Annotated in this window: 23 protein-coding genes and 1 tRNA gene; 10 read left to right on the top strand and 14 right to left on the bottom strand. The window is 41.6% G+C overall.

From position 1 onward, the window contains the following. Window positions 1-17: 17 nt before the first annotated feature. The 10 genes from MNV_RS06945 to MNV_RS06910 all read right to left on the bottom strand — a co-directional run bounded on the left by MNV_RS06945 (window position 18) and on the right by MNV_RS06910 (window position 7,131). On the bottom strand, window positions 18-695 hold the full coding sequence (locus MNV_RS06945) for a hypothetical protein (RefSeq protein WP_096204750.1): 678 nt from the start codon (window positions 693-695) through the stop codon (window positions 18-20). Between the two features lie 16 nt (window positions 696-711). Beyond that, the gene (locus tag MNV_RS06940) at window positions 712-975 is read right to left on the bottom strand and encodes a hypothetical protein (protein WP_096204748.1); all 264 of its coding nucleotides are present in this window, start codon (window positions 973-975) and stop codon (window positions 712-714) included. 1 nt (window position 976) lies between these two features. After that, window positions 977-1,561, bottom strand: coding sequence for a hypothetical protein (locus MNV_RS06935; RefSeq protein ID WP_096204746.1), 585 nt, complete (start codon window positions 1,559-1,561; stop codon window positions 977-979). 8 nt (window positions 1,562-1,569) lie between these two features. After that, entirely contained in the window at window positions 1,570-3,756 is a 2,187-nt protein-coding gene (locus MNV_RS06930) for a transglutaminase domain-containing protein (RefSeq protein WP_096204745.1), read from the bottom strand. Between the two features lie 114 nt (window positions 3,757-3,870). Next, window positions 3,871-4,011: a hypothetical protein gene (locus tag MNV_RS19455; RefSeq protein WP_179293848.1), complete on the bottom strand. Its 141-nt coding sequence runs from the start codon at window positions 4,009-4,011 to the stop codon at window positions 3,871-3,873. Between the two features lie 139 nt (window positions 4,012-4,150). Next, window positions 4,151-4,966: a hypothetical protein gene (locus tag MNV_RS06925; protein WP_096204744.1), complete on the bottom strand. Its 816-nt coding sequence runs from the start codon at window positions 4,964-4,966 to the stop codon at window positions 4,151-4,153. A gap of 32 nt (window positions 4,967-4,998) precedes the next feature. Then, window positions 4,999-5,214: a hypothetical protein gene (locus MNV_RS06920; RefSeq protein WP_143311678.1), complete on the bottom strand. Its 216-nt coding sequence runs from the start codon at window positions 5,212-5,214 to the stop codon at window positions 4,999-5,001. Beyond that, complete coding sequence (locus tag MNV_RS18980; RefSeq protein WP_143311677.1) at window positions 5,204-5,479, bottom strand: hypothetical protein; 276 nt, start codon at window positions 5,477-5,479, stop codon at window positions 5,204-5,206. Before MNV_RS18980 ends, MNV_RS06920 begins: the two co-directional genes overlap by 11 nt. Further along, window positions 5,418-5,834 (bottom strand): hypothetical protein, encoded by a 417-nt coding sequence (locus tag MNV_RS06915; protein ID WP_143311676.1) that lies wholly within the window; start codon window positions 5,832-5,834, stop codon window positions 5,418-5,420. Before MNV_RS06915 ends, MNV_RS18980 begins: the two co-directional genes overlap by 62 nt. Then, window positions 5,827-7,131: a hypothetical protein gene (locus tag MNV_RS06910; RefSeq protein ID WP_096204739.1), complete on the bottom strand. Its 1,305-nt coding sequence runs from the start codon at window positions 7,129-7,131 to the stop codon at window positions 5,827-5,829. Before MNV_RS06910 ends, MNV_RS06915 begins: the two co-directional genes overlap by 8 nt. 384 nt (window positions 7,132-7,515) lie before the next feature. Here MNV_RS06910 and MNV_RS06905 point away from each other — a divergent pair, with 384 nt between their 5' ends. The 8 genes from MNV_RS06905 to MNV_RS06875 all read left to right on the top strand — a co-directional run bounded on the left by MNV_RS06905 (window position 7,516) and on the right by MNV_RS06875 (window position 18,776). After that, complete coding sequence (locus MNV_RS06905; RefSeq protein ID WP_096204737.1) at window positions 7,516-8,775, top strand: DNA cytosine methyltransferase; 1,260 nt, start codon at window positions 7,516-7,518, stop codon at window positions 8,773-8,775. Between the two features lie 9 nt (window positions 8,776-8,784). Beyond that, a complete protein-coding gene (locus MNV_RS06900; RefSeq protein ID WP_096204735.1) occupies window positions 8,785-9,477 on the top strand; it encodes an HhH-GPD family protein in 693 nt (230 codons plus the stop codon). Between the two features lie 62 nt (window positions 9,478-9,539). Then, on the top strand, window positions 9,540-10,703 hold the full coding sequence (locus MNV_RS06895) for an ATP-binding protein (protein WP_218837932.1): 1,164 nt from the start codon (window positions 9,540-9,542) through the stop codon (window positions 10,701-10,703). Then, window positions 10,688-11,062 (top strand): hypothetical protein, encoded by a 375-nt coding sequence (locus MNV_RS20130; protein WP_218837931.1) that lies wholly within the window; start codon window positions 10,688-10,690, stop codon window positions 11,060-11,062. Before MNV_RS06895 ends, MNV_RS20130 begins: the two co-directional genes overlap by 16 nt. After that, on the top strand, window positions 11,059-13,803 hold the full coding sequence (locus tag MNV_RS06890) for a Z1 domain-containing protein (protein WP_096204733.1): 2,745 nt from the start codon (window positions 11,059-11,061) through the stop codon (window positions 13,801-13,803). Before MNV_RS20130 ends, MNV_RS06890 begins: the two co-directional genes overlap by 4 nt. Further along, window positions 13,796-14,812 carry a PD-(D/E)XK motif protein gene (locus MNV_RS06885; RefSeq protein ID WP_179293847.1) on the top strand — a complete coding sequence of 339 codons (1,017 nt, stop codon included), beginning with the start codon at window positions 13,796-13,798 and terminating at the stop codon, window positions 14,810-14,812. Before MNV_RS06890 ends, MNV_RS06885 begins: the two co-directional genes overlap by 8 nt. Further along, window positions 14,802-16,859 carry an AIPR family protein gene (locus MNV_RS06880; RefSeq protein ID WP_096204730.1) on the top strand — a complete coding sequence of 686 codons (2,058 nt, stop codon included), beginning with the start codon at window positions 14,802-14,804 and terminating at the stop codon, window positions 16,857-16,859. The genes MNV_RS06885 and MNV_RS06880 overlap by 11 nt, the downstream gene beginning before the upstream one ends. A 39-nt stretch (window positions 16,860-16,898) precedes the next feature. Further along, entirely contained in the window at window positions 16,899-18,776 is a 1,878-nt protein-coding gene (locus MNV_RS06875; protein WP_096204728.1) for an ATP-binding protein, read from the top strand. Between the two features lie 95 nt (window positions 18,777-18,871). On the opposite strand, the gene MNV_RS19450 is transcribed toward MNV_RS06875, so the two are convergent. Together MNV_RS19450 and MNV_RS06870 are read right to left on the bottom strand one after the other, a co-directional pair. Beyond that, window positions 18,872-19,039, bottom strand: a complete 168-nt coding sequence (locus MNV_RS19450) for a hypothetical protein (protein WP_179293846.1) — start codon at window positions 19,037-19,039, stop codon at window positions 18,872-18,874. A 332-nt stretch (window positions 19,040-19,371) separates the two neighbouring features. Beyond that, window positions 19,372-20,460, bottom strand: coding sequence for a tyrosine-type recombinase/integrase (locus MNV_RS06870; protein WP_096204726.1), 1,089 nt, complete (start codon window positions 20,458-20,460; stop codon window positions 19,372-19,374). Window positions 20,461-20,740: 280 nt separating this feature from the next. Here MNV_RS06870 and MNV_RS06865 point away from each other — a divergent pair, with 280 nt between their 5' ends. Continuing rightward, window positions 20,741-21,040 (top strand): ribonuclease P protein component 4, encoded by a 300-nt coding sequence (locus MNV_RS06865; RefSeq protein ID WP_096204724.1) that lies wholly within the window; start codon window positions 20,741-20,743, stop codon window positions 21,038-21,040. On the opposite strand, the gene MNV_RS06860 is transcribed toward MNV_RS06865, so the two are convergent. Further along, the gene (locus MNV_RS06860; protein WP_096204722.1) at window positions 21,034-21,468 is read right to left on the bottom strand and encodes a PPC domain-containing DNA-binding protein; all 435 of its coding nucleotides are present in this window, start codon (window positions 21,466-21,468) and stop codon (window positions 21,034-21,036) included. The two genes, MNV_RS06865 and MNV_RS06860, sit on opposite strands and share 7 nt — an antisense overlap. Before the next feature lie 92 nt (window positions 21,469-21,560). On the opposite strand from MNV_RS06860, the gene MNV_RS06855 reads away from it, so the two are divergent. Continuing rightward, window positions 21,561-21,634: transfer RNA gene (locus tag MNV_RS06855), tRNA-Val, on the top strand. A 12-nt stretch (window positions 21,635-21,646) separates the two neighbouring features. On the opposite strand, the gene MNV_RS06850 is transcribed toward MNV_RS06855, so the two are convergent. Next, window positions 21,647-24,193, bottom strand: a complete 2,547-nt coding sequence (locus MNV_RS06850; RefSeq protein ID WP_096204720.1) for a PGF-pre-PGF domain-containing protein — start codon at window positions 24,191-24,193, stop codon at window positions 21,647-21,649. Between the last annotated feature and the right edge of the window lie 68 nt (window positions 24,194-24,261).

Below are 24,261 nucleotides of genomic sequence, written 5' to 3'. Positions count from 1 at the left end.
ATCTGCAGGAATATTCCTCACCCTACAATCCCTCGCCTTGTGATTCGGGCTTTATCTCCGACTATCCAGAGCTTGCCTTTCTTATCAGAACAGAGTAACCCGTGCTTCAAATCATGAATGTAAGCCTGGTTATCAGAGCACTTGCGGTATATGATGGATTCCAGCTTCCCCAGAGCTACAAGCGATTTAGGAATCGAAGGATGCTCAACCCTGATGATTTCAGTGGGCTTCCTGTGATGGAATCTCTTATACATCTCCATCTCTTTGCTGAGGTCTTTTTCAATGCCAACCGGCACGCCTATAGCATCAGCAACCGCCTGCAATTCTTCCCGCGTAGGGTTCTCAATGAATAGTTTATGACCCCATACATCAGTTCCCGCTAACGGATTCTTTTTCACAGGATCACGTTTATTGAGAGATGTTTCTATTCTATATTTTTTCGCTAACTGAATGGTAATATCAGTTCCGTACTTTTCCTCAACAAGACCAAGAGCGATGTATCTATCATGCGTTTTTTTTGTCTGTTCCAGCAGGTAGCGTTCAGCCTCTTTTATGCTTTTATCAGGCTCAGGGTTCTTTCTTAGCGTCCTTTTTGTTTTTGCTCCTTCGCAGTCACAGGTATAGAATGCTTCGTAATTCTCTGTGACTATTCCCTGGGTCAAGGGCTTCCCACAGTGCGGGCATGTCTGGGGCATATTTAATGTGCCTCCTTTAACTTCCGACTCTCGCTTTCAGTCCATTGATCAACTGTTCGGTTTCGGTCTCGCCTACCAGATCAACAAGAGTTTTTACAATGTCCCTGAACTCCTGCTCACTGATATTGTCGTCATAAAGTGCATCATCTACTTTATCGATAAGTACCCTCACCTGGCTCAGTTTCTTCTTCGCAAGCTGCCATTTTAATCCAAGTAGCACTGATGCAACTGTTACTATTGCAGCTACTATCATGTATCCTGTATCTAAATCGAACTCCATGTTAGAACTCCTCCTCAGTCTCAGTTGTTTCGGTGTACTCATCGGTGGGTTCTTCGTAGTATTCCTCTGCTGGTTGAGCCTGCGCCTGCTCCTCAATGTACTGATTGAGGGCATCGATTGATTCAGCCTGGCCCTGAGCAAGTGAAATCAGGTATCCGAGTGCTGTAAATAGACCGGCTGCAATTAGACCGGCTGCAATTATCGGTGCTACTCCGAGGTCATCAATGCCATCGATGCCTCTTAGTCCTTTAAGTCCAACTTTTCCCTTTACCTTGCTCCATATGCTCTGAGCAGTTGAAACAAACTTCTGTTTCACGGCTGCCCCTGCATTTTTCACCTTTGAGACGACCTGTTTAGTCAAGGCTAAGGCTTTTCTCAATTTCTCCATTGTAGGCTTGATCTTGCTTGCAAGTATGTTTTCATGAGATTTCTGAGCATCTACAAGTTTCTGGAATCTCGCTTTCTGCTCCTGGGTTCTGAGCTTAGGTTGCAGCGCAAGCAATTTCTGCCTGTTAGAGGCAAGTAAAAACATTGCTTTTGCATACAACGAATTTATTTCTTTTATTTTATCATTTAGTGCCGACATATCTTACCTCACCTTTTGGTAACTTTAGCAATGATAACGTCCTTGACAATCCATCCCCCGATTGCCAGACCTCCCAGGATCGCACCTGCTTTGATGAGTTTATCTTGCCAGGTGCCTTCCTTTTCAGCCACCTGTCGCTTAGTCGTCTGGGATTTCGCTCTGAGAATTGCAGTGTTCTGCTTCAATCTCAGATTCTTTTGAGCCTGGGTCTCGCCTGGCTTTGCTTTCAGTAAAACAGATGGCTTAATTACCGTCTTTTTGACCTTACTGACCGGCTTGGCAGTTGTCTTACTGACCTTCTTTTTCTTTTTCTTGGTTGCAGTTGCACCCAATTCCCATATCCCAAGACCTGCACTGCCAAGACCTCCCATCTCAAAGTCCAATGATCCATCCCCTCCCTCCTCTGAATACTCTTGATAGAACTCCTCAGATGCAGGTTCGGTTACGGATTCTTGCTCTGGGGCCGGCTCGCTATAGGTTTCTGCCTGTGGATCTGGCTCTGGCTGCGGTTCGGGTTCTGGGGCGGGCTCAGGCTCCCAGAATGACGGTTGCTCAGGCTCAGGTGTGAATTGCGATGCGGGTTCTATATAGGAAGGTGCTGGTTCTGTGTATACAGGTTCGGGTGCTGTCTGGGGTGCTGCCGGTTCTGACGGCTGGCTCTCCTGCTTCTCCTTAGCAAGTTTCAGCCTGCGCTCTAACCTGAACTCAGGTCTTGGAGGTTCCTTGCTCCAATATCCCCGTTCCCCTCCTGGTCTGATTATGTCGCCTTCCTCGGAGCGCACCCAATTACCACGATAAGGATCATATTCTGATGTGACTTTCTCTATCGGTTCTTTTGAGACTGTCTTTACAAGTTCGACCTGCTTTGCAGCAATCTCTTTTTCCTTCTTGGCTTCCTGTGCAAGTATCAGGGCATTCTTCTGTTGGTGATCGGCTTTCAGTTTCTCGGCAGCAGTCGTAGCCTGCTGTCTGAGCTTTTCCTGTACCTGCTTTGCCTGCTGTGCAGTGATGCCCCCCTTCTTTATCAAGTCCTGCACGGTGTTCCACTTATTTTGCAGGATGTTCTTTGCATCAGCCTTTTTCTGCTCTGTGATCTTTTGCTGGGTCGCTAAGGCAGTCTGTGCCTTCTTTACAAGTGTAGTTCTTGTCTGATCTGCTTTCTTTGCGATAGCACTGAGCAGGGGTTTTGTGGGTGCGGATACTGTCTGTATTGCTTTCTTTTGTACAGCAGTCACAATGTTCCTCGCCTGAGTTGCTGCGCTCACGATGCGGTTTATTACAGGTGCAGTTTTCGGTGGTGTAGATACAGGTTTGGGAGGCGGTGGCGGAGGTCTCCATACCGGCAGGGAGATCTTGGGAATGGAGATTTTCGGAATAGAGAGTTTCGGCAAACTCCATCCCAGTTCTTCAAGTTCTCCGAGGTCATTAACCTCTCCAAGCCTTCTTATGGCTGTGGTTGCCTGGTCTCTGCTGATCTGACCTGACCTCACCCGATTTAAAACGAGGTCACGCATTTGCTTTTTCCTGTTCATTAATTCGGCAGAAATTTTTCCAGTTCTTGTTTTTGTATTCCAGTCTTTATTCCAGCCTATTTTTCTGCCCCTGCCCTGGGAACGTCCACGTCCAGTTTCTCCGAGGCTGCTGCTTCCCATATTAAACAAATCATCCAGTTCCTTCATTACTTCGTCTCCTGCTGAATTTTTATCAACTACATAAGAAATCGTAAACGGTGGCCTCCAGTCAAAAGGGACTTTTCTGGTCGTCTCCATCCAATGCCATTCATCATCAAGGAGGACTTGCGCTATCACATGAGAGAATTTTCCTGTTAGTTGTGGGTCAACCAGAACAAGCCTTGTTTCATACCCGATGCTTTCAAGGAGAGCACTTAGGGCGATGCTGGAATCATCGCAATCGCCTGCTTTTTCCAAAAATAAAGTTCGCTGAGGAGTGGCGAAACGCTCAACATTCGCTATATCCTTGATGTACCGGATATTATCTCTGACATAGGCATGAAGTGATTTAACTTCGCATAGGGCATCTTTTCCTCTGCAATTGCTTGCGGTTCTTACTGCCAGTTCCCTTACCTGCGGGTCTCTCTTGCCGTACTCGATAAGAAGCCTGGCGTATTTGCCTATGACCCTGAGTTTTTCAGAAGTATCTAATCCGTTCAGAACTATGCGCCTCAGCTTTGTCATCAATAAAATAATTTAAGACTTGAATAGATATAAGATAGAAGCGTTTTTGAGATTGCTATCAGTTATCTCAAGAACGCTATCAGCAGTCTCAAGATTGCTATTAATCATCCAATTCTATTCTTTGCAGTGCTGGCATACATAGCAGATAATATCGCTAATTGATGGGTCATCCCTTCCCGTTCGCTCGGATACGATTTTTTTCTTATTGAAGAGTTTTCTAATCGCTTCGTCTGAAAGGGTAACGGATCGGCTCATGCTCAACCCTCGAACTGTTCATCGCCATCTTCCTGCCTCCGATTCCTTCTGGGTTTTTTGGATCCATTGGGTTCAGGTTCGGGTTTAGGTTTCTTTGGGTTGTTGGGTTCGTCTTCATCGATAACATTATATTCGGCATCTATGACTGTATGATGGCATGACGTGCTGATTTTCTGATTCCAGCCTTTCGGCAATGGGGTTTTGGCAATTCCAAAACAATCGTAGGGAAGGTCAAAAAAACCGCGTACTCCTTTCTGTGAGTGATCGGGATTTCTTTTATTAGAGCCTCGGCAATGAATGCGTATTTCTGAACAAAGCCTCTCTCAGCCTCCGCTCCGAAATAATTAAGTTCCTTGAATATCAGGGTCTTTGTCGATTCTACAGGGGTTTTATTCAAAAGAGTAGTGCTGTGCACGTTGAAAAGAACACAGACTCCTCTTTTCTCGATAATATTGGAGAGATGCCGCAGCTTCATGTAGTCATCATCCGCCTGCCTTATACTATCAAAGAAGGTCTGGGCATCATCGATTACGACTACTCCATTATCGGGCACTTCCATGATATCATCTATTACTTCCACACCTTCCAGCACATCAGGACTCAGAGTAATTGCATAGATCGGCTTCTTGGCTGTCGCCTGAGCCAGCCAGAAACACAGGGCAGTTTTACCTGCTCTCTGTCTGCCGACTACAAGATGTATCCCAGACGGGTCTTTAATAAACCTGTGAAGCCAGTTTTTAGGGCAGTCTCGTCTTGGCATTTCTTTTATGCCAAGCCTTCTTAGAACTTCTCTGACCTGTGGGCTTACTGCGCTTTTTCTGCCTTCGCTATCCTCAGAATCTTCCAGGATAGCATCTGCAACTCCAAGTATGCCGGTAAATGCCCTGCCCCATTTGGAATCAAGGGCTGATGCTGCTACAGCTAATCCCTTTACCAGCTTGCGCTCATTGACCATTCAAAGCACTGCCTTTAGTCTCTTTGAATTTCTCATTCTGAAACCTTTTCCGATTGGAGTATTCGTTTCCTCTCTACTCGGAACTCAGGTCTTGGAGGCTCTTTGCTCCAATACCCACGCTCCCCGCCTGGTCTTATTATGTCGCCTTCCTCGGAGCGTACCCAATAACCACGTACAGAATCATACTCAGAGGTCAGTTCATCTGAACCTGAATCTCCTGGCTCAAGCTCAGGTTTCTTACTCATCATAAAGCACCTTCCTTAGAACCTCTTTATTGAATGCCCACCATTCCTCTGCTTTAGGATCTTGCATTACTTCATCAAGGAACTCTCTCAGATCATGAAGATCTGAGTTCCAGAACCACTCCGGGACATTCTCAGCTACCACGTCCTTAACCTTGCCATCTCCAATACCGAAGGGCAGGTGCTCCTTGATGCCCCTGAAAAGGGGTCTAATCAGATTCGGATGCTCCTGGGCTATCCGATTGGCTATTCGTATCAGTTGCGGGTTCATATATCTGTACATTCTCCACTAATGGTAGCAGTTTTAATCCCTGCGACTCTCTGATTTTGTTATTGAGCTTCCCAAGTTCAAGGTGTACTCCCTGAATTCCAAGACCGGCTTCTTGCTGAATCTTGTTGATCTTTTCCTGCGCCTTCGCTTTTATCTCCTCAATTTCGATATTCGACCTGTGGAAGGTATCAAAATCCCTCTTTGCGATTTTTGTAACGTCTATTCCCTGCTCTGCAAGTGATAGCTCAATTGCAGCGTCGAGAACGGCTGACTCCGCTATTTTGTATTTTTCCCGGTACTCTTTTGCCAAATCGTTTACATCTTTGCCTTCTTTGCCTTTATTCATGTTATTCACTCTCAGTCTCCTTAGTCTCAATCTCCTTTTTCTCTCCAAAAAGTTCTGTCTCACTCAAACCTTTATGTACAGATTCATGTGCAGGTACAGGTTCAAATGACTCTGCCTCAGCCGACTTCGCCTCAGCCTGTTTCTTCGCTACCTGTTCGCTCTGTGCGTTCAGGTCTCGGATGACTTCAAACAGCCCATCAAGCCATGCCCTTCCCTGCTCACTGTAAAGCAGGGGCAGCTTCTCTTGTGCTGATTTGAATTTCTCTAAGAACTGCTCGGTTGATTCTATTGTAATCAACCACTGGCTGAATGCATGAGATGGATATTGCACGCTTATGGTCTCTATGTAAGCGTTGGGGTCTCCATTTCGCTCAATGAACCTGTATAAAAGAATAAGGGGCTTCCAGTCGTTCTTTGCTGTTTTTTCTGCGGGTGGAAGGCTTTTTCTCTCATTAAAAACCTCATCTTTTTCATCTTCTTTGCCTCCTCTTGAGGCTTTGGCAATCTCTTTGAGGGTTTCCATCCCTTCTTTTGCAATTTCTTTTCCAGTATCCGTACCAAGTACTTTCGCAAGTCCGTCCCATGTGGATTTCGTTGCCCCTCCCATGAAGCGTTCTTCAAGAATTTGAAGGTCTTTTTTATGGCTTTCATCCTTCAGGTCTTCTATTTTTTTGAGGGCTTCTTTTAATTCCTGTTCTTTTTCCTGAAGCTGTTCTGAGAGCATCCCCACTCTCTCATACAGTGCCTTGATATCCCCTTCTGCATCCTTGTCATCTTCTTCTTCATTTGTTATTTTGCTGATGGCTTTTTCGTCTCCCTCCTGTATTTTCTGAAGCAGGATGGCTTCTTTTAGATTCCTCGGTTTGAACTTCTTCAGATACGGGTTTGTTTTGGTTATTCCTGTTTCTCTGTCTTCACTTTCGGGAAACTTGTCTTCACCCTCAAATTCGTAAAAACCGATCTTGCATTTTCCGAGGGACAGGGGCTTTACGTAGTATTTCCCTCCTCCATATACTTCAGACCATTCAAGGGCTGTGTCTATGGATGGGAATTCCTCATACACTCCCACGTTGATAAGATAGGGTTTTCGTTTCAGGGACTTGAATACATACCATTTCTGGTTAGGACGGGATTCAAGGTATTTGATCAACCTGCTTACTGTCCTGGCAGGACAGTTCAGATTGTGTTCTTTTTTGAAGTCCTCAATGTCCTCAAATGAAGGTATGAACCCCACAAGTTCATCTGAGTTTTCTGTATTTCTTGGGGTCTTCTTTCCTCCGAATAAGTTAAAAATGCGGTCAATCATGGGGTATGCCTCTTGATTTTTTCGATAAAATCTTCGCAATTTCTCCGTTATTTCTTCGCCTTTTTTCCGCTCGATCTCCGGTGGATGCTCCTTGAGCCTCCGTTGAAGTTTGCATAGCCTTTTTTGAATCCTTACGATGTCTTAAGACTTTCCGTAACGGGAATTGTTAACGCTTTACCTGAGTTATATTTTGTTTAATACTTTCACGCCGCTCTCCAAAGACATATCAAATATGTGGATAATAAATTGTATATTCTATCATATTTTCCAAATCACTCTAAAATATTCGATAAGTTATATATCCAATAAATTAAAGTAAAGGTAGAGACTCCAACAAAAATATAAAGTAGTAAACTCTTCAGGGTCGAAAATATTGCATATAATATGATAAATGAAAATGAAATAACAGTTCTGGATATGTTTTCCGGAGCCGGAGGCCTGTCAGAGGGCTTTTTCAGGAATGGCTTCAAATTCGTAGCCCATATTGAAAAAGATAAATATGCCTCGAAAACTCTGGAGACTCGCGCTCTTTATCATGCCCTGAAAAATAATAATATGCTGGATACGTATTATGGGTATCTGAAGGGAGAGCTTTCAAGAAATCAGCTTTTTGAGAATACCGAAGAATTTTCAAATGAAATCTCTTCAAGTATATTTAATATTGAGATCTCTAAAAAGACGGAAAAATTACTGGTGGAACAGATTCAGGAGCGAATGATAAATCACGATGTCCCAAAAATAGATGTTATGATTGGCGGTCCACCATGTCAGGCATATTCGTTTGTAGGTCGATCAAGGGACCCTGACGGAATGATAAATGACCCGCGGAATTACCTTTATCACCATTATTTATCTTTTTTAAAGGCATTCAAACCTGATTTCTTTATATTTGAAAATGTTCCAGGTATCTTTACAGCAAAGAATGGAACTGTATTCAATGATATGATTAAAAGCATTAAGAAAATGGGATACGTTACAGAGAATAAAATACTAGATGCAGCCGATTTTTTTGTCTTGCAGAAAAGAAAAAGAGTTATTCTCATGGGATGGATATCTGGGAATGGGTATAAATATCCAGACTTTACCAGAGCCGAACACAGCTTTTTTGTTGAGAATCTGCTTGAAGATCTACCATCCCTGCATCCGGGCGAAGGTAGCGAGGGTGTGCAGGAGTATATAAAGCCACCTTCACAATATCTTATCGAATCAGGGATAAGAGATGAAAAAGATGTTCTTATTCAACATCATGCCAGAAAACATAATGAACAGGACCGTGAAATATACAGACACACAATAAAAATATGGGGGAAAGAAAAAAGACGAATAAAATATTCTGAATTGCCTGAAAAGTTAAAAACGCATGAAAACCAAGAATCTTTTGAGGACAGATTCAAGGTTGTTGCTGGAGATCACTCCTGCGCTCATACAGTTGTGGCGCATATTTCGAAAGATGGTCATTATTATATTCATCCTGATATTAATCAGGCAAGATCCCTTACCGTGCGTGAGGTAGCACGTATTCAATCCTTCCCAGATAATTATAAATTTGAAGGGCCAAGAACATCTAGGTACGCCCAGATAGGAAATGCTGTCCCTCCTCTTATGGCAGAGGCAATCAGCATGGAAATAAGAAAAATGTTCTGAAGAGGTTAAATGGGATCTCTATCATGCAATCAGATTCAGAATGAGAATACCTATAGAAATATTGTAGAGAATATCAGGAGCGGAATACTGAAATGGGGCAGTAAAAACCTCAGAGATTTTCCATGGAGAAATACACGAGATCCTTATAAAATACTGATTGCCGAAATCATGCTTCATAGAACGAATGCTGATCAGGTAAAACCCGTTTATGAGAAATTCATTGAAGATTTTCCGGACTTTGAATCAATTGTCAGAGCTGGTTCTGAAAAAATTATGATGGAGATGCGTTCACTCGGCCTTTACTGGCGATCGGATTTTCTATATAGGCTGGCAGAAGAGGTGATGGAAAAATACAACGGAATACTTCCTCTGGAAAAAAAGAAACTTATGGAACTTCCTGGCGTCGGGCATTACATAGCATCTGCAATACTTTGCTTCGGATACAATCTTCCAGAACCCATTCTTGATACAAATACTGTGAGAGTGATTGGTCGTATTTTTGGAATAAAAATCACCGACTCCTCAAGGAGAAGTAAAAAATTTTATAAAATTATGCAGGATATAGTTCTATATGAGGAACCGAGGAGACTGTCGCTCTCCATGATTGATTTTGCTGCACTTGTATGCACTGCAAAAAATCCCAGACATGATCTGTGTCCTTTGAGGGATATTTGCTGTTTTTACAAAACCGAGGTGGCCTGATCAATGGTCAGAATGGTTAATCGGAATCCAAGTGGATAACTTAAACCGTAACGGTATCTCTTATGGAAAAAGATAATGAAATAAAAAACACAGATGCCTGCGATTTTGATATCGCTGCGCCAGATGCAGGAGCAATGATAGAATCACTTCGTGCTTTTGGTTATGATCTACCGACCTCTATTGCCGACCTTATTGACAATAGCATCTCGGCGGGAGCAAAAAACATCTGGCTGAAATTTTACTGGAATGGTGAGAATTCAATACTATCCCTGAAAGATGATGGCTGTGGAATGAGCGAAAGTGAGCTGGTCCGAGCCATGCGACCCGGTAGCAGAAGTCCTCTGGAGGAAAGAGACCCGGAGGACCTTGGCAGATTTGGTCTGGGACTGAAAACCGCTTCTTTCTCGCAGTGCAGAAAACTCACAGTGGCAACAAGATCTACAGGACAGAATATTGCCATCCGCTGCTGGGATATAGATCAGGTTGTTAAAACGGGAGAATGGCGTCTACTTAAAATGACAATAAAAAATATGGATAGTTATTTTTCAGATCTTGAAAAGATGGAACATGGTACAACTGTTCTGTGGGAAAATATTGACCGAATCGTCATCAATACAAAAGTTGACAGCAAGAGAGATCACAAATTATTCCTTGAGCGCGTTGATAGCGTTAAGTATCATCTTGCAATGGTTTTTCACAGATTTCTTGAGCGTGGCAGACTGAAAATATGGATTAATGACAGGCCAGTAGAGCCTTGGGACCCTTTTCTGAAGAATATAAAAGCAACTCAGTTACTCAACGAAGAAAGCCTTGATATTACCAGAAAAATTTTTATAAACCCATATGTTCTTCCACACCATTCAAAAATCGATGATGAAACTCATAACTCTGCAGCTGGACCTAAAGGCTGGAACGCCCAGCAGGGTTTCTATGTCTATAGAAATGAAAGATTAATAGTGACAGGAAGCTGGCTCGGACTGGGTTTCAAAAAAGAAGAACATTATAAACTCGCACGTATCCAAGTTGACATACCCAACTCTATGGATTGTGAATGGGAGATCGATGTAAGGAAATCCATAGCCCGTCCACCGACATTTCTTCGAGAAGATTTAAAGCGTATAGCAAGATTAACCAGAGAAAGGGCAGCAGATGTATACCGCCACAGGGGAAAAGTAATAGCCAGAGCAAGTGCTTCAAATTTTGTTTATGTATGGGAAAAAAGATAAGGCATGGGAAGATTTTTTATTCACTAAACAGGCAACACCCGTTGATCAAAGAAGTTCTGGAGAATTCTGACGAACATAATCCAGCAATAACAGCACTTATACGACTTATCGAAGAAACAGTTCCTGTTCCTCTGATAGCAATGGATAATTCAGAGAATCCTGATAAACAGATTAAACCTTTTGATAAATTACCATCGCAGGAACTTATTGAAGTCATGACGGAAGTTTATAAATCGCTTCTGGCTTCAGGTCTGACTGTCCAAGAAGCTCATAACAGGCTTGCTGTGATGGAGCCGTTTAATTATTATCCCGAACTTGTTGCGAGTTTTATAGAATCTAAAAAAGGAGATACAATATGATAGATTATGATAAAGCAAGACAGCTTGTAATGGTCATGCTGAAGGGTGAACAGAAAATAAGCAGAGAAGTCATTCGTGAAAAAGTTCAAATAGTCCAGAATATGGTCTCTTCAGAAAACCCCACTGGCAGCATAGACTGGGAAATGCTTATCAAAGATATAGAGAGCAGGTGTAACGTCTGGATTGGTACAGGCACGGTTCTTGATTATCGGGAGGATCATAAACCTTGGCTACCGGATCGCAGAAGCCAGATACAGTGGAAGTTCTGGAAACGCTACGAGCGATATCTTGAAGAGGAAAAAGGATGGAGTGATAAAACCGTCATAAGGCTTGGAGAATTCACCGACCAGATACTTGAAAGATTGGAGAACCCCCAAAGACTTGGAAAGTGGGATCGAAGGGGTATGGTCGTTGGACAGGTTCAATCAGGGAAAACAGCGAATTACACGGGTCTTATATGCAAGGCTGTTGATGCCGGTTATAAGCTCATAATTGTTCTTGCCGGGCAGCACAAGAGTCTGAGGAGTCAGACGCAATTGAGGCTTGATGCGGAATTTTTAGGCTTCGATACGCAACTGAACAGAGCCTTCAATCAGGAGAACCTGCGCATCGGAGTTGGACGTCTAACAGGAGAAGAATTTCTCACGGTTCATTCACTCACAAGCAATGCTGATAATGGTGATTTCAACAAAAAGGTCGCAATTCAGGTTGGTGTGATTCCGGGAGGTGGAGATCCTGTCCTCCTTGTTGTCAAGAAGAACAAATCGGTTCTGTCAAATCTACTGAACTGGGCGGTGAGTGTGCGCGGAGAGAAGGATATTGAAAATGGGAAAAAAATTGTGAAGGGCATACCTCTTCTGGTTATTGATGACGAAGCAGATAATGCCTCAATCAATACAAATCCAATTCCGCTGGATGAGAATGGAAAAATGCTGGAAGATTATGATGTAACAGCCATCAATGGCATGATCAGACAACTGCTGGATAGTTTCGAAAAAACTGCTTATGTCGGTTATACAGCAACTCCATTTGCCAACATTTTTATTTTTCCTCAGGGGGAAACAGATCGACATGGAAAGGACCTGTTTCCAGAGAGTTTTATTATCAATCTTCCTGCCCCATCGAACTATATAGGGCCCGCAAAGGTATTTGGTATTTATGAAGATGATGCTGGGGTCGAATCTGAAAAAGGACTGCCAATAATAAGACCTGTTGATGATTTCAAAACATTCATTCCAGATAACCACAGGAAGGATTATATTCCTCCAGGACTTCCTAATTCGCTCAGAAGAGCCATAAGAGCTTTTATTCTATCATGCGCGACCAGAATGGTGAGGGGACAGGAGAAAAACCACAATTCAATGCTTGTGCATGTTACAAGATATACAGATGTACAGAAAAAACTGGCAGACCTGATTAGCGAGGAGCTAACTTTTCTCAGACGGCGACTTGAATATGGTGACGGGAACACATCAGAACCGCTGATTGCTGAGCTTGAAGACCTGTGGCGGGAAGATTACTTGGAAACAACCCGGAGAGTGAAAGAACAAATTTCTGATCCTCTGATAAAAGATATTGATTGGAATGATGTGAAACAGAGCCTCTACAGGGCAGCAGATAAGATTCAGTTGAAAATTATCAATGGAACAGCCAGAGATGTTCTGGATTACAGGGATCATCCCAATGGATTAAGCGTTATCGTGATTGGTGGGGATAAGTTATCACGTGGATTGACCCTTGAGGGACTGACAGTAAGTTATTATTTAAGGGCATCCCGGATGTACGATACCCTCATGCAGATGGGGCGATGGTTCGGTTATCGTCCTGGCTATATCGATCTCTGCCGATTGTACACATCAGAAGAGCTTGTGACATGGTACAGGCATATTACTCTTGCAAGTGAAGAGCTCAGAAATGATTTTGATTACATGGCTGCTCTGGGTGGTACACCGAAGGATTACGGGCTCAGAGTGAGAACACATCCTGAAGGACTGTTCATTACTGCTGTAAACAAAATGAGAACAGGTACCGAGATGGAGCTATCCTATGATGGGCATCTGATCGAGACCGTGGTTTTCCACACCGACAGGACGACTGTTGAAAGCAACTATAATGTCGTTGATGGATTTATCCGTGAAAGAGGGTCATGCAGTGGAAACAATGGCCGTAAAATCTGGAGAGATATCCCCAGTACTGTCATCACTCAATTATTACGCGGAATTATAGTTCATCCCGAATCGAGGAAAGCAAATCCCGAAATTCTCAGACAGTATATAGAGGCACAGATGGAAAACAATGAATTGAACCGATGGACAGTTGCTCTTATTTCAAACACAAAACCAAAAGCGAAAACAGATAGAATTGGCGGACATAATGTCGGGCTTGTTTTGCGTACAAATGCAGATGAAAAATGTGAAAAATACTCGATGACAAAAGGACATCTTATAAGCCCAACCGATGAAATGATTGATCTGAGTGAAGAACAGATAATCAGGGCAAAGGAAAAAATGAAAGAAAAAACAGGGAAATCTCCTGAAATTCCAAGTGGTGGCTATATCAGGGGAGTCCGATCCCCAGAAAATGGACTTTTACTTATCTACCCTCTTGATCCTGAGCCTGCAGGTACCAGCAAACCTGTAATGGGATTTGCTTTCAGTTTTCCTGAAAGTTCCAGTGCTAGGAAGATAAAGTATAGAGTAAACAATGTTTACTGGGAGCAGGAATTTGGTGGCCATGATTGAAGAAACTTGGAAATCACTGGAAAAAGAATCAGAATCTGAAACCAAAACCTGTATTTTAAAACGCAGATTAGAGCCTTTTTCTTCATGTGATATCTCTCTCGGTTACGAGAAACCTGCAAACAGACGTATGTTGCTCCTCAGAGTGTTTCGTTCAAATACTCCTGATTCTGATTATCTGCCAAGGTCAAAAGGTTTTGAAATCAGGACTGTATCGCTGCCTGAAGATGACGAAGAACATGCCACTCTGGAACTTATATTGACCGATTCCAGATTCACTGATATTTTTACAAGTCTTGTGCAGGATGTAATTGACAATATTACTATACAAAAAAATGAAAAATCAGTGATAAGAGCTTTCATTGAAAGGCTAGTAAAATGGCAGCAATTTCTTGACAGGTATGGTCATGATGGACTCGGTGATGAAGCTCGGAGGGGACTATATGGAGAACTCTGGTTTATGCGAAGATACCTGATACCTATCCTCGGAATAAATAAGGCAGTTGACGCCTGGAAGGGGCCGTTCAGAAAAGCTCAGGATTTTCAGCTCTCAGACTGTGCTGTTGAGGTAAAAACAACTATCAGTAAACAGCACCAGAAAATACAGATAGTAAGTGAGCAACAGCTTGATGATACAGGTCTGGGTGGCCTCTTCCTTCAACATCTATCACTCATGGAAAGCAGTGGCAGTGGCGAAACACTGTATGAAATAGTGGAAGATATCCGAAAAATTATTACCGTCGAACCGGTAGCCAGCCAGAAAATGGAAGATTCTCTGTTTGAGGCAGGTTATTTGAACGCTCATTCAGACAGTCACAATAAAATGGGTTATACGATAAGATCATCCAGCATATTCAGGATACGTAAGGGATTCCCCAGAATCACTGAGCATGATCTGTTGAATGGTGTGGGTGATGTGCATTATTCAATAAATGTATCTGAATGTGTGCATTATGTTATAACCGAAAGTGAATTTAAAACTTTTTTAATGGAGAAAAAGGATGGATATTGATACAGGTCTTGATGAATTTGCTAAAAAATTTCAGCAGGATGTAATCAGCCAATCTCAGGTAGAAGATGATGAATCTTTCAGGGAAGACCAGTTTACAGAAATTATGATGGAATACTTAACTGGAGCGGACGAGATCGACAATCCAATTGTATGTTATTACTACAATAAACCACGCGGTATCAAAGTAAATGGCTACACTGTGAGCGAGAATGAAGAGTGCCTAGATCTTTTTATTTCCATTTATTACGGAGAGGTTCCTCCAACAAGAGTTCCAAAGAGCGATGTTGATGCAGCATTTAAAAGAGTTTACAATTTCCTTAGGAAAGCTTTTGGAAATTATCGTCTGGATCTTGAGGAGGCATCCCCCGTCTTCGATCTTGCAAATAGAATTCATGAACTGAAGGATGCTCTCATAAATATCAGATTATTTCTTTTGACAGATGGAATTGTAAAAGTAGAATCCATAGATGATATCAGTGAAAACAATTTGAGCATATCTCATCATGTATGGGACATACAGAGACTTTTCAGATTATACAGTTCAGGCAAAAAAAGAGAAGCAATAGAAGTTGATTTTGAAAACAAATTTGGAGGCTGCATACCCTGTTTGCCCATGACCGAATCAAACCCTGATTATGTGACATACCTTGCTATTATTCCAGGGAAAACGCTTGTTGAACTATATGGAAAATATGGTCCAAGGTTGCTGGAAAGAAATGTCCGATCTTTCTTGCAGGTCAGGGGAAATGTCAATAAGGGAATCAGAAAGACCATAATTGACGAGCCCCATATGTTTCTTGCCTATAATAATGGACTTTCAGCAACGGCAGAAAAAGTTGAAATTATTTCTTCAAACGGGATATATGGAATAAAATGGGCAAGAGACTTCCAGATTGTTAACGGAGGTCAGACCACCGCATCAATTTACCATGCATACAGAAAGGATAAAGCGGATGTTTCGAATATATATGTTCAGGTTAAGCTGACAGTTTTGAAGGATGCGAGCAGGATAGATACCTTTGTTCCGAAAATATCTCTGTATGCAAATAGTCAGAATAAGGTAAACGCAGCTGATTTTTCAGCAAACAATCCATTTCATATCAAGTTAGAAGAACTATCAAGGACTGTATGGGCACCAGCTCCACCGGGCATGCAGCTTCAGACCCGGTGGTACTATGAACGTGCAAGGGGACAGTATCTTGATGAGAAAGGGGGAGAGGGAACCCTTGCCCGCAAGAAAGCCTTCGAAGCCATAAATCCGACAAGACAGAAATTTACCAAAACTGATCTGGCGAAATTTGAAAACACTTGGAACCAGCTTCCGCATGTAGTGAGCAGGGGAGCAGAGAAAAACTTCATCGAATTCATGGCTCTCCTTCAGGAAAGAGGAGAGTTTCAGCCTGATAGGAAATATTATGAGCATCTGGTGGCAAAGGCTATACTTTTCAGACAGGCAGAAAAACTTGTTCAAAAGCAGCAGTATGGTGGTTATCGTGCCAATATTGTTACCTATGCCCTTGCTCTGATATCCCATAAAACATCCCAGCGAATTGATCTTGACAGAATATGGAAAGAACAGTCTATTTCTCCTGTTCTGATGGATACTATCATAGAGGCCTCTGAGATAGTTCACAGACATATTACAAATCCTCCAGGCGGCAGAAATATAACGGAATGGTGTAAAAAGGAGCAGTGCTGGGAAGACCTATTTGCTCTGAATTTAAAACTGCCAGATGAACTAGAAAAGGAACTCATCAGTATTGATGGAAGAGAAAGAACTGAAATTGACAGGGGAATAGATAGCTCTGATGATGAAGATCGTAAGAAGATATCAGAGGTTATGAAGGTACCGGCAGATACTTGGTTCAGGATTGCCCGCTGGGCAAAGGAGACCGGGAACCTTCAACCATGGCAGAGAAGCCTGTCATTTTCCTTGGGGAATCTGGCAAAAAGAGGAAGAGAAACAAGCAGAAAGCAGGCCGTTCAGGCATTGAGAATACTGGAGGAAGCCCACCGTCTGGGCTTTGAGATCGGCAGCAAAATGTAGAGAAAAATTGAAGAAATAAGCTGAACATGTGGTATAAAAATGAGCAATGAATCCTGTGTAAAAAAATTATGTATGCAGTTCGATATGAACACAATTCAGCATCTTGGTATTTCTATGTATGCAAAGTTATCTCCAGTTCTGGCTGAGCTTGTTGCAAATTGCTGGGATGCCGATGCAACTGAAGTTGTTATCGAATTATCTGATAGTGACCCACTTCCCAAGCATATAATTATAAGAGATAATGGAAATGGCATGAGTCTTGAAGATATTAATGAAAAATTTTTAAAAATAGGAAGGAACAGAAGATACGCTGAAAGTAAAGATACAACGTTTAAGAACCGCAAAGTAATTGGCAGAAAGGGAATTGGTAAATTATCAATTTTTGGAATTGCAGAGGAAGTCTCTGTTACTACAGTCAGGGATAAGGTTAAAAATCAATTCAGAATGTCGCTTTCGCGGATAAAGAATTCGGGTACTCTGTATTATCCTGATCATTTAATTGATGCTGAAGCATGTGATGAAAAAAACGGAACAATTATAGAATTAAAGAATTTAAAAAGAAAGTCTAATTTTGATATAGAAGCAATAGTATCGGATCTGGCAAGAAGATTTCTGATTTTTGATGATAGTTTTAAGGTCTCAATAATATATAACGACGATATTAATAAAAAAATTGATTTAAAAAATGAAATGCGGTTCAATAATATAGATATAGAGTTCAGCTGGAAATTTCCAAATCAAAATTTAAAAGGCGTTTATATCCATGAAGAAAAAGTAGTGGGCGAAATTTATACTGCAAAAAAGCCAGTTCCTGCAGCCATGAAGGGGATATATCTCGTAGCGCGGGGAAAGCTTGTACATAATAATGATTTTTATGGGATCAGGGCCTCGGATTATGCACATGCTTACCTGACAGGCTGGTTAAATGTTGATTTCATTGATGATGACGCTGGTGATGATCTTATTTCAACTAATAGGGAATCATTGAACTGGGAGAATGAAAAAACAGAAAAACTGAGGGAATATATTCAGAAAATAATATCATTTGTGACACAGGACTGGAGGAAAAAAAGAAGGGATAACAAGGAAGATCAGATCAAATCAAAAACAGGACTTGACATAAATGATTGGGTTAAAAGTTTACCGGCAAATGATCAGAAATTAGCCAAAAAAACGGTTGATATAATTTTGAGTAGCGAAGCACTTGATACGGATAAGAGCTCTGAGCTTGTTAACTATATTAAAGATTCATTTGAGTTTGAATCGTTTAAAGAATTTGCAGCGCAGATAGAAAAATATGATGAGGAGAGTCAGGAAGATTTTATTAAATTATTCAAAGACTGGGGCATTATTGAAGCTAAAGAATTATACAGGCTGGCAATAGTCAGAATTGAGGCCATAAAAAAATTTGAAAATTATATAAAAACCAATGCTAAAGAAGTTCCAGTAATGCACGATTTTCTGAAGGAATTCTCATGGTTACTGGACCCGCGAATTATGAACTTCAAGGATGAGGTGACTTATTCCAAGCTTCTGAAAGAAGAATTTGTTGAGGAAGAAGAGCTTGAAGAAAATAAAAGACTTGATTTTCTCTGCGTTGATTTTGCTAATACCTTTTTCATTATAGAATTAAAAAGACCCAATCATATGGCAAACAGTAAAGATCTAGACCAGGCGCTGGAGTATGTTTCTTTTATAAGGCAACATACCGGGAATGACCCGACCTTTTCTGCGACAAAAATAGAGGCTTATATAGTATGTGGTGGAATTGCAGATAAAGCTATTGTCAGAGAAAAAGCCGATTCGCTCAGTAAAACAAATAAAGTCTATGTGAAGACATATAATGAACTACAATCCAAAGCACTTAAATATCACAGTGAATTTATAGAAAAATACGAAAAAATAAAGAAATTGTAGATGTAGAGAAGATTGTTCATAGTTCCTTTTATCATAATTTCAGGCTGAAAATAATCCCATATACGTTTTCATACAAATGTGACTTTTCACGCAACCTATATATCAGGTTCTAACTGATGATGAGAACTCTTGGAATATCCCTTTGCCCATGCATCTTTAATAAAACGCTTCACGTTTTCTCTATCCTCAGGAAGTAGTTTTGAAATATATTTCTCTGTATTTTCCAAAGCCTTTAAATGGTTGTGTATATCTTCTTCAGTCATCTTTTAATTCCCCTTTTCCATTCTTATTCCGCAGGCTTTGGATGTGGGTTGGAGCTGCCTTACAAAGGGGTGCAGGTATCTTTAAAAAAGAATATTTTTCAATGAATGTGTATTATGGATACCTGCTATTTTTCCCTATGGCGCTGGGGTGCCTTAAGACTTTCCGTTACGGGGATTGTTAACGCTTTCATTGCTGTGTGTTTATAGAATGGTAGAATTGTACCAATATATAGCCAAAGAGCCATTTCCATAGTTATGTTTTCCTCACAATAGCGCATAAACAACTATTATAGGCAAAGAATGAATCAATAAATTCCTATGCATCAAGCAAACTAAGACTTGACAGTACCCTCCTTTCCCTGCGCCAGTACCATTTTGAGAATTTCATCGCCTTTCCGTTCCAACTCTGTGATTCTTCTCTGGTTTTCAAGATTTTCCTCAAGCAATCTCTTAACCACTGGAGTTAATTCCTGGTGCTTGCTGCAATTATCACAATATTGAGCTTCAATAGGCATTTCTTTATGGCAGTTCGGGCACTCTTTAGTTAATGGGCTCTGAGAAAGATGTCTTTGGGCAACAGCTTTGCCATGAAATGCTAATTGTGCCTGTTCAACATCTTTATTTCCAACGTGAATGTAAATCTCTGGCATGTCCGAGCTACCCGACCAGCCTGCAAGCTTTCTTAAAATTGATTCCTGCATGCCATCACCTGCCAGATTCGTCAAGGTAGTATGCCTGAACAAATGCGGATGCACTCTTTTCTCAATCCCTGCTCTTTTCTTAATACTTCTGAGAATTTTTCTTACTGCATGTCCAGCCATTCGTTCATAATGATTCCTTGTTCCAAGACTTGCGAATAACGGAGCATTTGTATCATTTTTAAGTGGATGCATGTTCAACCACTGCGTTAAGTGAGGCACCGAGCTTATGAGAGCTATATCCCTTGCACCAGTCTTACCATCTCTTATTCTCATTTTAAAGCCATAATCAGTCTTTGATAGATCGCCAATGTTAAGGTTCAGGGCTTCGGATATACGGCATGCAGATTCAGACAGAATAGCAATGAGTGAAGAATCTCTGGGACTCTGGCAGGCATCAAGCAGTTTTTTAATTTCATCCGGTGTTAGCAGGCTATCTTCGTGTATTGGTGTTTTGACTTTCTTTATTCTTACCCATCCCACTTTCTCAGGCTCTCCCCTCCAGCGGAAGTAATTTTTTAGATAAATCTTATAAAGGCACATCGTTTTTTCTGTTACATCAAGCTTGGTGATAATCCGCTTTAAATCGGTTTCATTACACTTGTCTAGCGGTTTGATCCTATCCAGGGACTCCAATACCCACTTAATAGTATTGATGCTTGACTCTTTAACTCCATTCGCTCTTTTTTCTTCATAGTATTCTTTAAGTGATTTTGACTTCATAACTTCCTATTTTATCATTAAAAGGTATATATGTAACTGTAAGATACTATAATACGGGGTATAGTGACTGCATCTTCAGCTTAAAATAATATACTATCGTATATATAGATTTCCGTTTAAGTTTTTAGTATCTCTTGCAAGGGCACATTGGTAAAGAGAGGTAGGGAGGCCCGATTTAGATAAACTATATCGGATTATCCAATATTTTGCCGATACCGATATGTATCAAAATATGCGATAGGACAGTACCTATTTGTAACCTCCCGCCAATTACCCCGGCATGCGCAAAAAACAGAAAGATTGGGCAAAGGACATGGCGTTCCAGCGGATTGAGCGGCTTTTTGAGCTTGCAGACCAGGAATTTGAGACTCATCCCGGGCGCAGCAACAGGTATGTGTGGCTTGCGCGCCGCATCGGGATGAGGTATCGTGTCAGGATTCCGCAGGAGCTAAAGGAAAAGATGTGTAAACACTGCCATGCTTATTTAGTCCAGGGCGTAACTGCACGCACAAGATTACGGGGGGATTATATAACTACTACATGCCTGGCATGCGGAGAACATATCAGGCGACCTTATTGAAACCTTATTGGAGAAGCTCCTATTTTTTTATCAAAAACCCTTTTGGCAGGGATATCCGTCTCTATGATGAATACATCAAGGTACATAAATGTCCTCGCGGTTTTTCTTATACAGCCAATAGCAATCTCTTTAGTATCTCCTGTCACCCCGTGGAGATGGATTTTGGGTGTATCGTTCTCCCAGAAAATGTTGCCTGCTCCGACTAGCTGATGACCATCATCAAATCCTGACCAGATTTCTACAGGTGGCAAGACGCTCTCTTTCGGTCCCGTAACAAATTCAGCTTTTTCCAGTCCTCCAAGAATAATGAAAAAAGCCGACTTTATTCTCTCCTTGAGGGCTAAAGAAGAGAGCTCAGCAAGTAAATCCTCGCCGTGGTCAACCCTTGCAATGAATATGCGTCCTATCGAGCCCTTCCTGTAGTCCATGCACTGATTATATTCATGCGAGATTTAAAACTTGTGATTTTTGAAAGCGAACTGATAAGAACTATATACCCCAAACGACATCTAAGCCCAGAGGGCCCGTGGTCTAGTCGGTTATGACGTCGCTCTTACACAGCGGAGATCCGGAGTTCGAATCTCCGCGGGCCCATTATTAACACATTTATTTTTTCCTGAAATAATAATAATATACTGACACTATCCCGACTATTGCCATTACCAACATAACCAGGCTTAAACCCACGGTCAGATTAGAGCCCGAGTTAGCTGATTGGGTTGCATTGGATTCATTTAAAGTATCATTCATAAGCGGGGAAACCGAGATCACTTCCGGTTTCTTAAGCCCGGCAATGGCAAAACTGCTGAAGTTTCCCACTAGACTTGCATAATAAGTTTGATTTCTTCTTCTCTCAACAATATCAGTATCCTTTTCCACCCAGCTTCCCTGCCATTTATACATACGTATATCTTCCGGATCCAGACCGTTCTTTTCAAGCCAGCTATTGTTGACACTGTAAGCCACAACACCATTGCTTACTTTCTTGCCGAAGCCGCTCGTGCCGGCATAGACATTGAAGTACTTATAAAGCTTGCCCGGCGCATCAGTCCCGGCATGTTTTGACCTGTTCTTCAGTATTTCTACTGCGACCGCTATTCCATTCTCGCTTGTGCTGCTTTCAAAGCTCACCACCATAACCGGGTCAACAGATTTGAAGGTATAAACTGAGGATGTTCTTGAAAATACATCCATTTCCCTTAGCTCCCTCTTCTCTATGTTATTGTAATCCTCACTGGGAGGTATGCCGCCACCGCCTCCCCCACTGCCGCCTCCACCCCGGCTGCTGCTTGCCGGGCTGCTGATAGAACCTACCAGGATTTCCACATAATCGGTATCGTTGATTAGCTTACCGGATGATTCGATCCTGCCCGTGAAGGTTGCCTGGTTTATAATACAATAGGGAAACGGTTCGTCGCATTTCTTCGAAGATAAATCATTAGTAGTAGCCTGGTAAGTATAGTTTATACTTCTGGGTTTATTGGCTTCAAGTTTTGAAATGTTAAAATATTTATCCGGATAAAAGGGATCGTAAATAGAAACATTTATCAAATTGACGCTGCTGTTAGCTTCAAGGGTATAAATTATAGGAGGGGTGTTACGGCCCTGACTAACCAGGACGGCATCAGCATTTGCTCGTTTCATTTTGTAAATAGGGATTACCGGAAGGGAAATAGTAGTGGTGTTTGTGTATCTATAGGTAAATTCACGACCATTGGAACCCTTAGCCTCTATTTCAAAAGTGAAATTAAATAAACCCCCTTTTACCTCGGTAGAATTTATTTCAAATACTTTTCTGTAAGAAAACGATTTATTTATTGCAAGTGGTGGTATTGATGACGAAAGATCGTTTCTTGAGTTATTATAAATCTCGGTTATCATAAGAACCAGGGATTCTTCCCCTGTATTCTTGAAGGTAGCATTGACCCCGATGAGTTTTCCTACATGACCGACCCTGGCATCAACCCATTGCTCAGAATCGTTTACTATAGCGGGCTGAATAAAATTTATCATGTGATCCAGGGGGATTATTACTTTAAAATCCTGTGTAGAAACGCTGCCGTATCTATCGGTAACGTTGATATACCAGTTATAAATCCCGCTGTTCTGCTGTCCTATTGTCCACGAGAGAACGCCCGTAGATGGATTAAAAGTACATTTTGCATCTGCTACACATGCCGCATTTGTAGCAAATACACCTTTATCACTGTCAGCATCGGTATAAGTGGGGCTGATGTAAAGAGTACCGACCTCATTCAGGAGATATCTGTCAGAAACATTTGTAAGAGTGATGGGATTGTTCGGAACCCGGGTGCTCATATATTCAAAATCCGATAACTGTCCAGATGTTGAATTATAGCCGGCTACAGAAATATTTACCCAACTATGAGGCGAACCCCTTGTGTTTTTAAAAAGCTCTGTTGAGCCGTTGCTCCAAGTTCCATTGATGCTTACATTATATGAATCTGCATCAAGGAAAGCCGACCAGGTATAATTTACCCAGAAGTTATCCGTGGTATAAGCAAGCTTTGGACGTCCGGTATTGGGATTTACAGTTACAGTAAATTTCCATTGAGAAATACTGCCGTATCCGTCGGTTACATTGATTTGCCAGTTATAAATGTTCTTATCTCCTCCACTTGTTTTCCATGAAACGACACCAGTAGATGTGTTAAAAGTACATTTTGCATTTGTTATACAGGCTGCATTTGTAGCAAATGTTCCTTTATCGCCATCAGCATCGGTATAACCTGGTCTGATGTAAAGAGTTTGCCCCTCGTACAAAAGGTAACTGGATTGTACATTTGTCAGGGTTACCGGATTATTCGGAATCCGGGTACTCATATATTCAAAACCCGATAACTGTCCCGATGTTGAATTATAGCCAGCTATCGAAATATTTGCCCATCCATGCGGCGAAGCTGTTATGTTTTTGAAAAGTGTTGTTGAGCCGTTACTCCAGTTTCCGTTGATGCTGACATTGAACGAATCCGTGTTTGCACCAGCCGACCAGGTATAATTTACCCAGAAGTTACCTGTGGTATAATCAAGATGTTCTGGACGTCCGGCAGTATCGTCTGCTGCCTTTGCTCCTGAAATCACAATAATTAGAATAGTTAAAAGTGCCACTATCCTCTCTTTTTTAAAATACATTTTAATCCCCTTATTATATCGTTAAGTTTTCTTGCGGATAACAGTTTGTTCCCAGCAAGCAACAAAGG

The organism is Candidatus Methanoperedens nitratireducens (genome assembly GCF_900196725.1).
GTDB classification, from domain to species: Archaea; Halobacteriota; Methanosarcinia; order Methanosarcinales; family Methanoperedenaceae; genus Methanoperedens; species Methanoperedens nitroreducens_A.
This window is presented reverse-complemented; position numbering and strand designations above follow the sequence as displayed.

What these genes read in the sequence shown, in the direction of transcription:
- MNV_RS06945 (WP_096204750.1), bottom strand. Translation starts at nt 695, where the DNA reads ATGCCCCAGACATGCCCGCACTGTGGGAAGCCCTTGACCCAGGGAATA.
- MNV_RS06940 (WP_096204748.1), bottom strand. Translation starts at nt 975, where the DNA reads ATGGAGTTCGATTTAGATACAGGATACATGATAGTAGCTGCAATAGTA.
- MNV_RS06935 (WP_096204746.1), bottom strand. Translation starts at nt 1,561, where the DNA reads ATGTCGGCACTAAATGATAAAATAAAAGAAATAAATTCGTTGTATGCA.
- MNV_RS06930 (WP_096204745.1), bottom strand. Translation starts at nt 3,756, where the DNA reads ATGACAAAGCTGAGGCGCATAGTTCTGAACGGATTAGATACTTCTGAA.
- MNV_RS19455 (WP_179293848.1), bottom strand. Translation starts at nt 4,011, where the DNA reads ATGAGCCGATCCGTTACCCTTTCAGACGAAGCGATTAGAAAACTCTTC.
- MNV_RS06925 (WP_096204744.1), bottom strand. Translation starts at nt 4,966, where the DNA reads ATGGTCAATGAGCGCAAGCTGGTAAAGGGATTAGCTGTAGCAGCATCA.
- MNV_RS06920 (WP_143311678.1), bottom strand. Translation starts at nt 5,214, where the DNA reads ATGATGAGTAAGAAACCTGAGCTTGAGCCAGGAGATTCAGGTTCAGAT.
- MNV_RS18980 (WP_143311677.1), bottom strand. Translation starts at nt 5,479, where the DNA reads ATGAACCCGCAACTGATACGAATAGCCAATCGGATAGCCCAGGAGCAT.
- MNV_RS06910 (WP_096204739.1), bottom strand. Translation starts at nt 7,131, where the DNA reads ATGATTGACCGCATTTTTAACTTATTCGGAGGAAAGAAGACCCCAAGA.
- MNV_RS06905 (WP_096204737.1), top strand. Translation starts at nt 7,516, where the DNA reads ATGATAAATGAAAATGAAATAACAGTTCTGGATATGTTTTCCGGAGCC.
- MNV_RS06900 (WP_096204735.1), top strand. Translation starts at nt 8,785, where the DNA reads ATGGGATCTCTATCATGCAATCAGATTCAGAATGAGAATACCTATAGA.
- MNV_RS06895 (WP_218837932.1), top strand. Translation starts at nt 9,540, where the DNA reads ATGGAAAAAGATAATGAAATAAAAAACACAGATGCCTGCGATTTTGAT.
- MNV_RS20130 (WP_218837931.1), top strand. Translation starts at nt 10,688, where the DNA reads ATGGGAAAAAAGATAAGGCATGGGAAGATTTTTTATTCACTAAACAGG.
- MNV_RS06890 (WP_096204733.1), top strand. Translation starts at nt 11,059, where the DNA reads ATGATAGATTATGATAAAGCAAGACAGCTTGTAATGGTCATGCTGAAG.
- MNV_RS06885 (WP_179293847.1), top strand. Translation starts at nt 13,796, where the DNA reads ATGATTGAAGAAACTTGGAAATCACTGGAAAAAGAATCAGAATCTGAA.
- MNV_RS06880 (WP_096204730.1), top strand. Translation starts at nt 14,802, where the DNA reads ATGGATATTGATACAGGTCTTGATGAATTTGCTAAAAAATTTCAGCAG.
- MNV_RS06875 (WP_096204728.1), top strand. Translation starts at nt 16,899, where the DNA reads ATGAGCAATGAATCCTGTGTAAAAAAATTATGTATGCAGTTCGATATG.
- MNV_RS19450 (WP_179293846.1), bottom strand. Translation starts at nt 19,039, where the DNA reads ATGACTGAAGAAGATATACACAACCATTTAAAGGCTTTGGAAAATACA.
- MNV_RS06870 (WP_096204726.1), bottom strand. Translation starts at nt 20,460, where the DNA reads ATGAAGTCAAAATCACTTAAAGAATACTATGAAGAAAAAAGAGCGAAT.
- MNV_RS06865 (WP_096204724.1), top strand. Translation starts at nt 20,741, where the DNA reads ATGCGCAAAAAACAGAAAGATTGGGCAAAGGACATGGCGTTCCAGCGG.
- MNV_RS06860 (WP_096204722.1), bottom strand. Translation starts at nt 21,468, where the DNA reads ATGGACTACAGGAAGGGCTCGATAGGACGCATATTCATTGCAAGGGTT.
- MNV_RS06850 (WP_096204720.1), bottom strand. Translation starts at nt 24,193, where the DNA reads ATGTATTTTAAAAAAGAGAGGATAGTGGCACTTTTAACTATTCTAATT.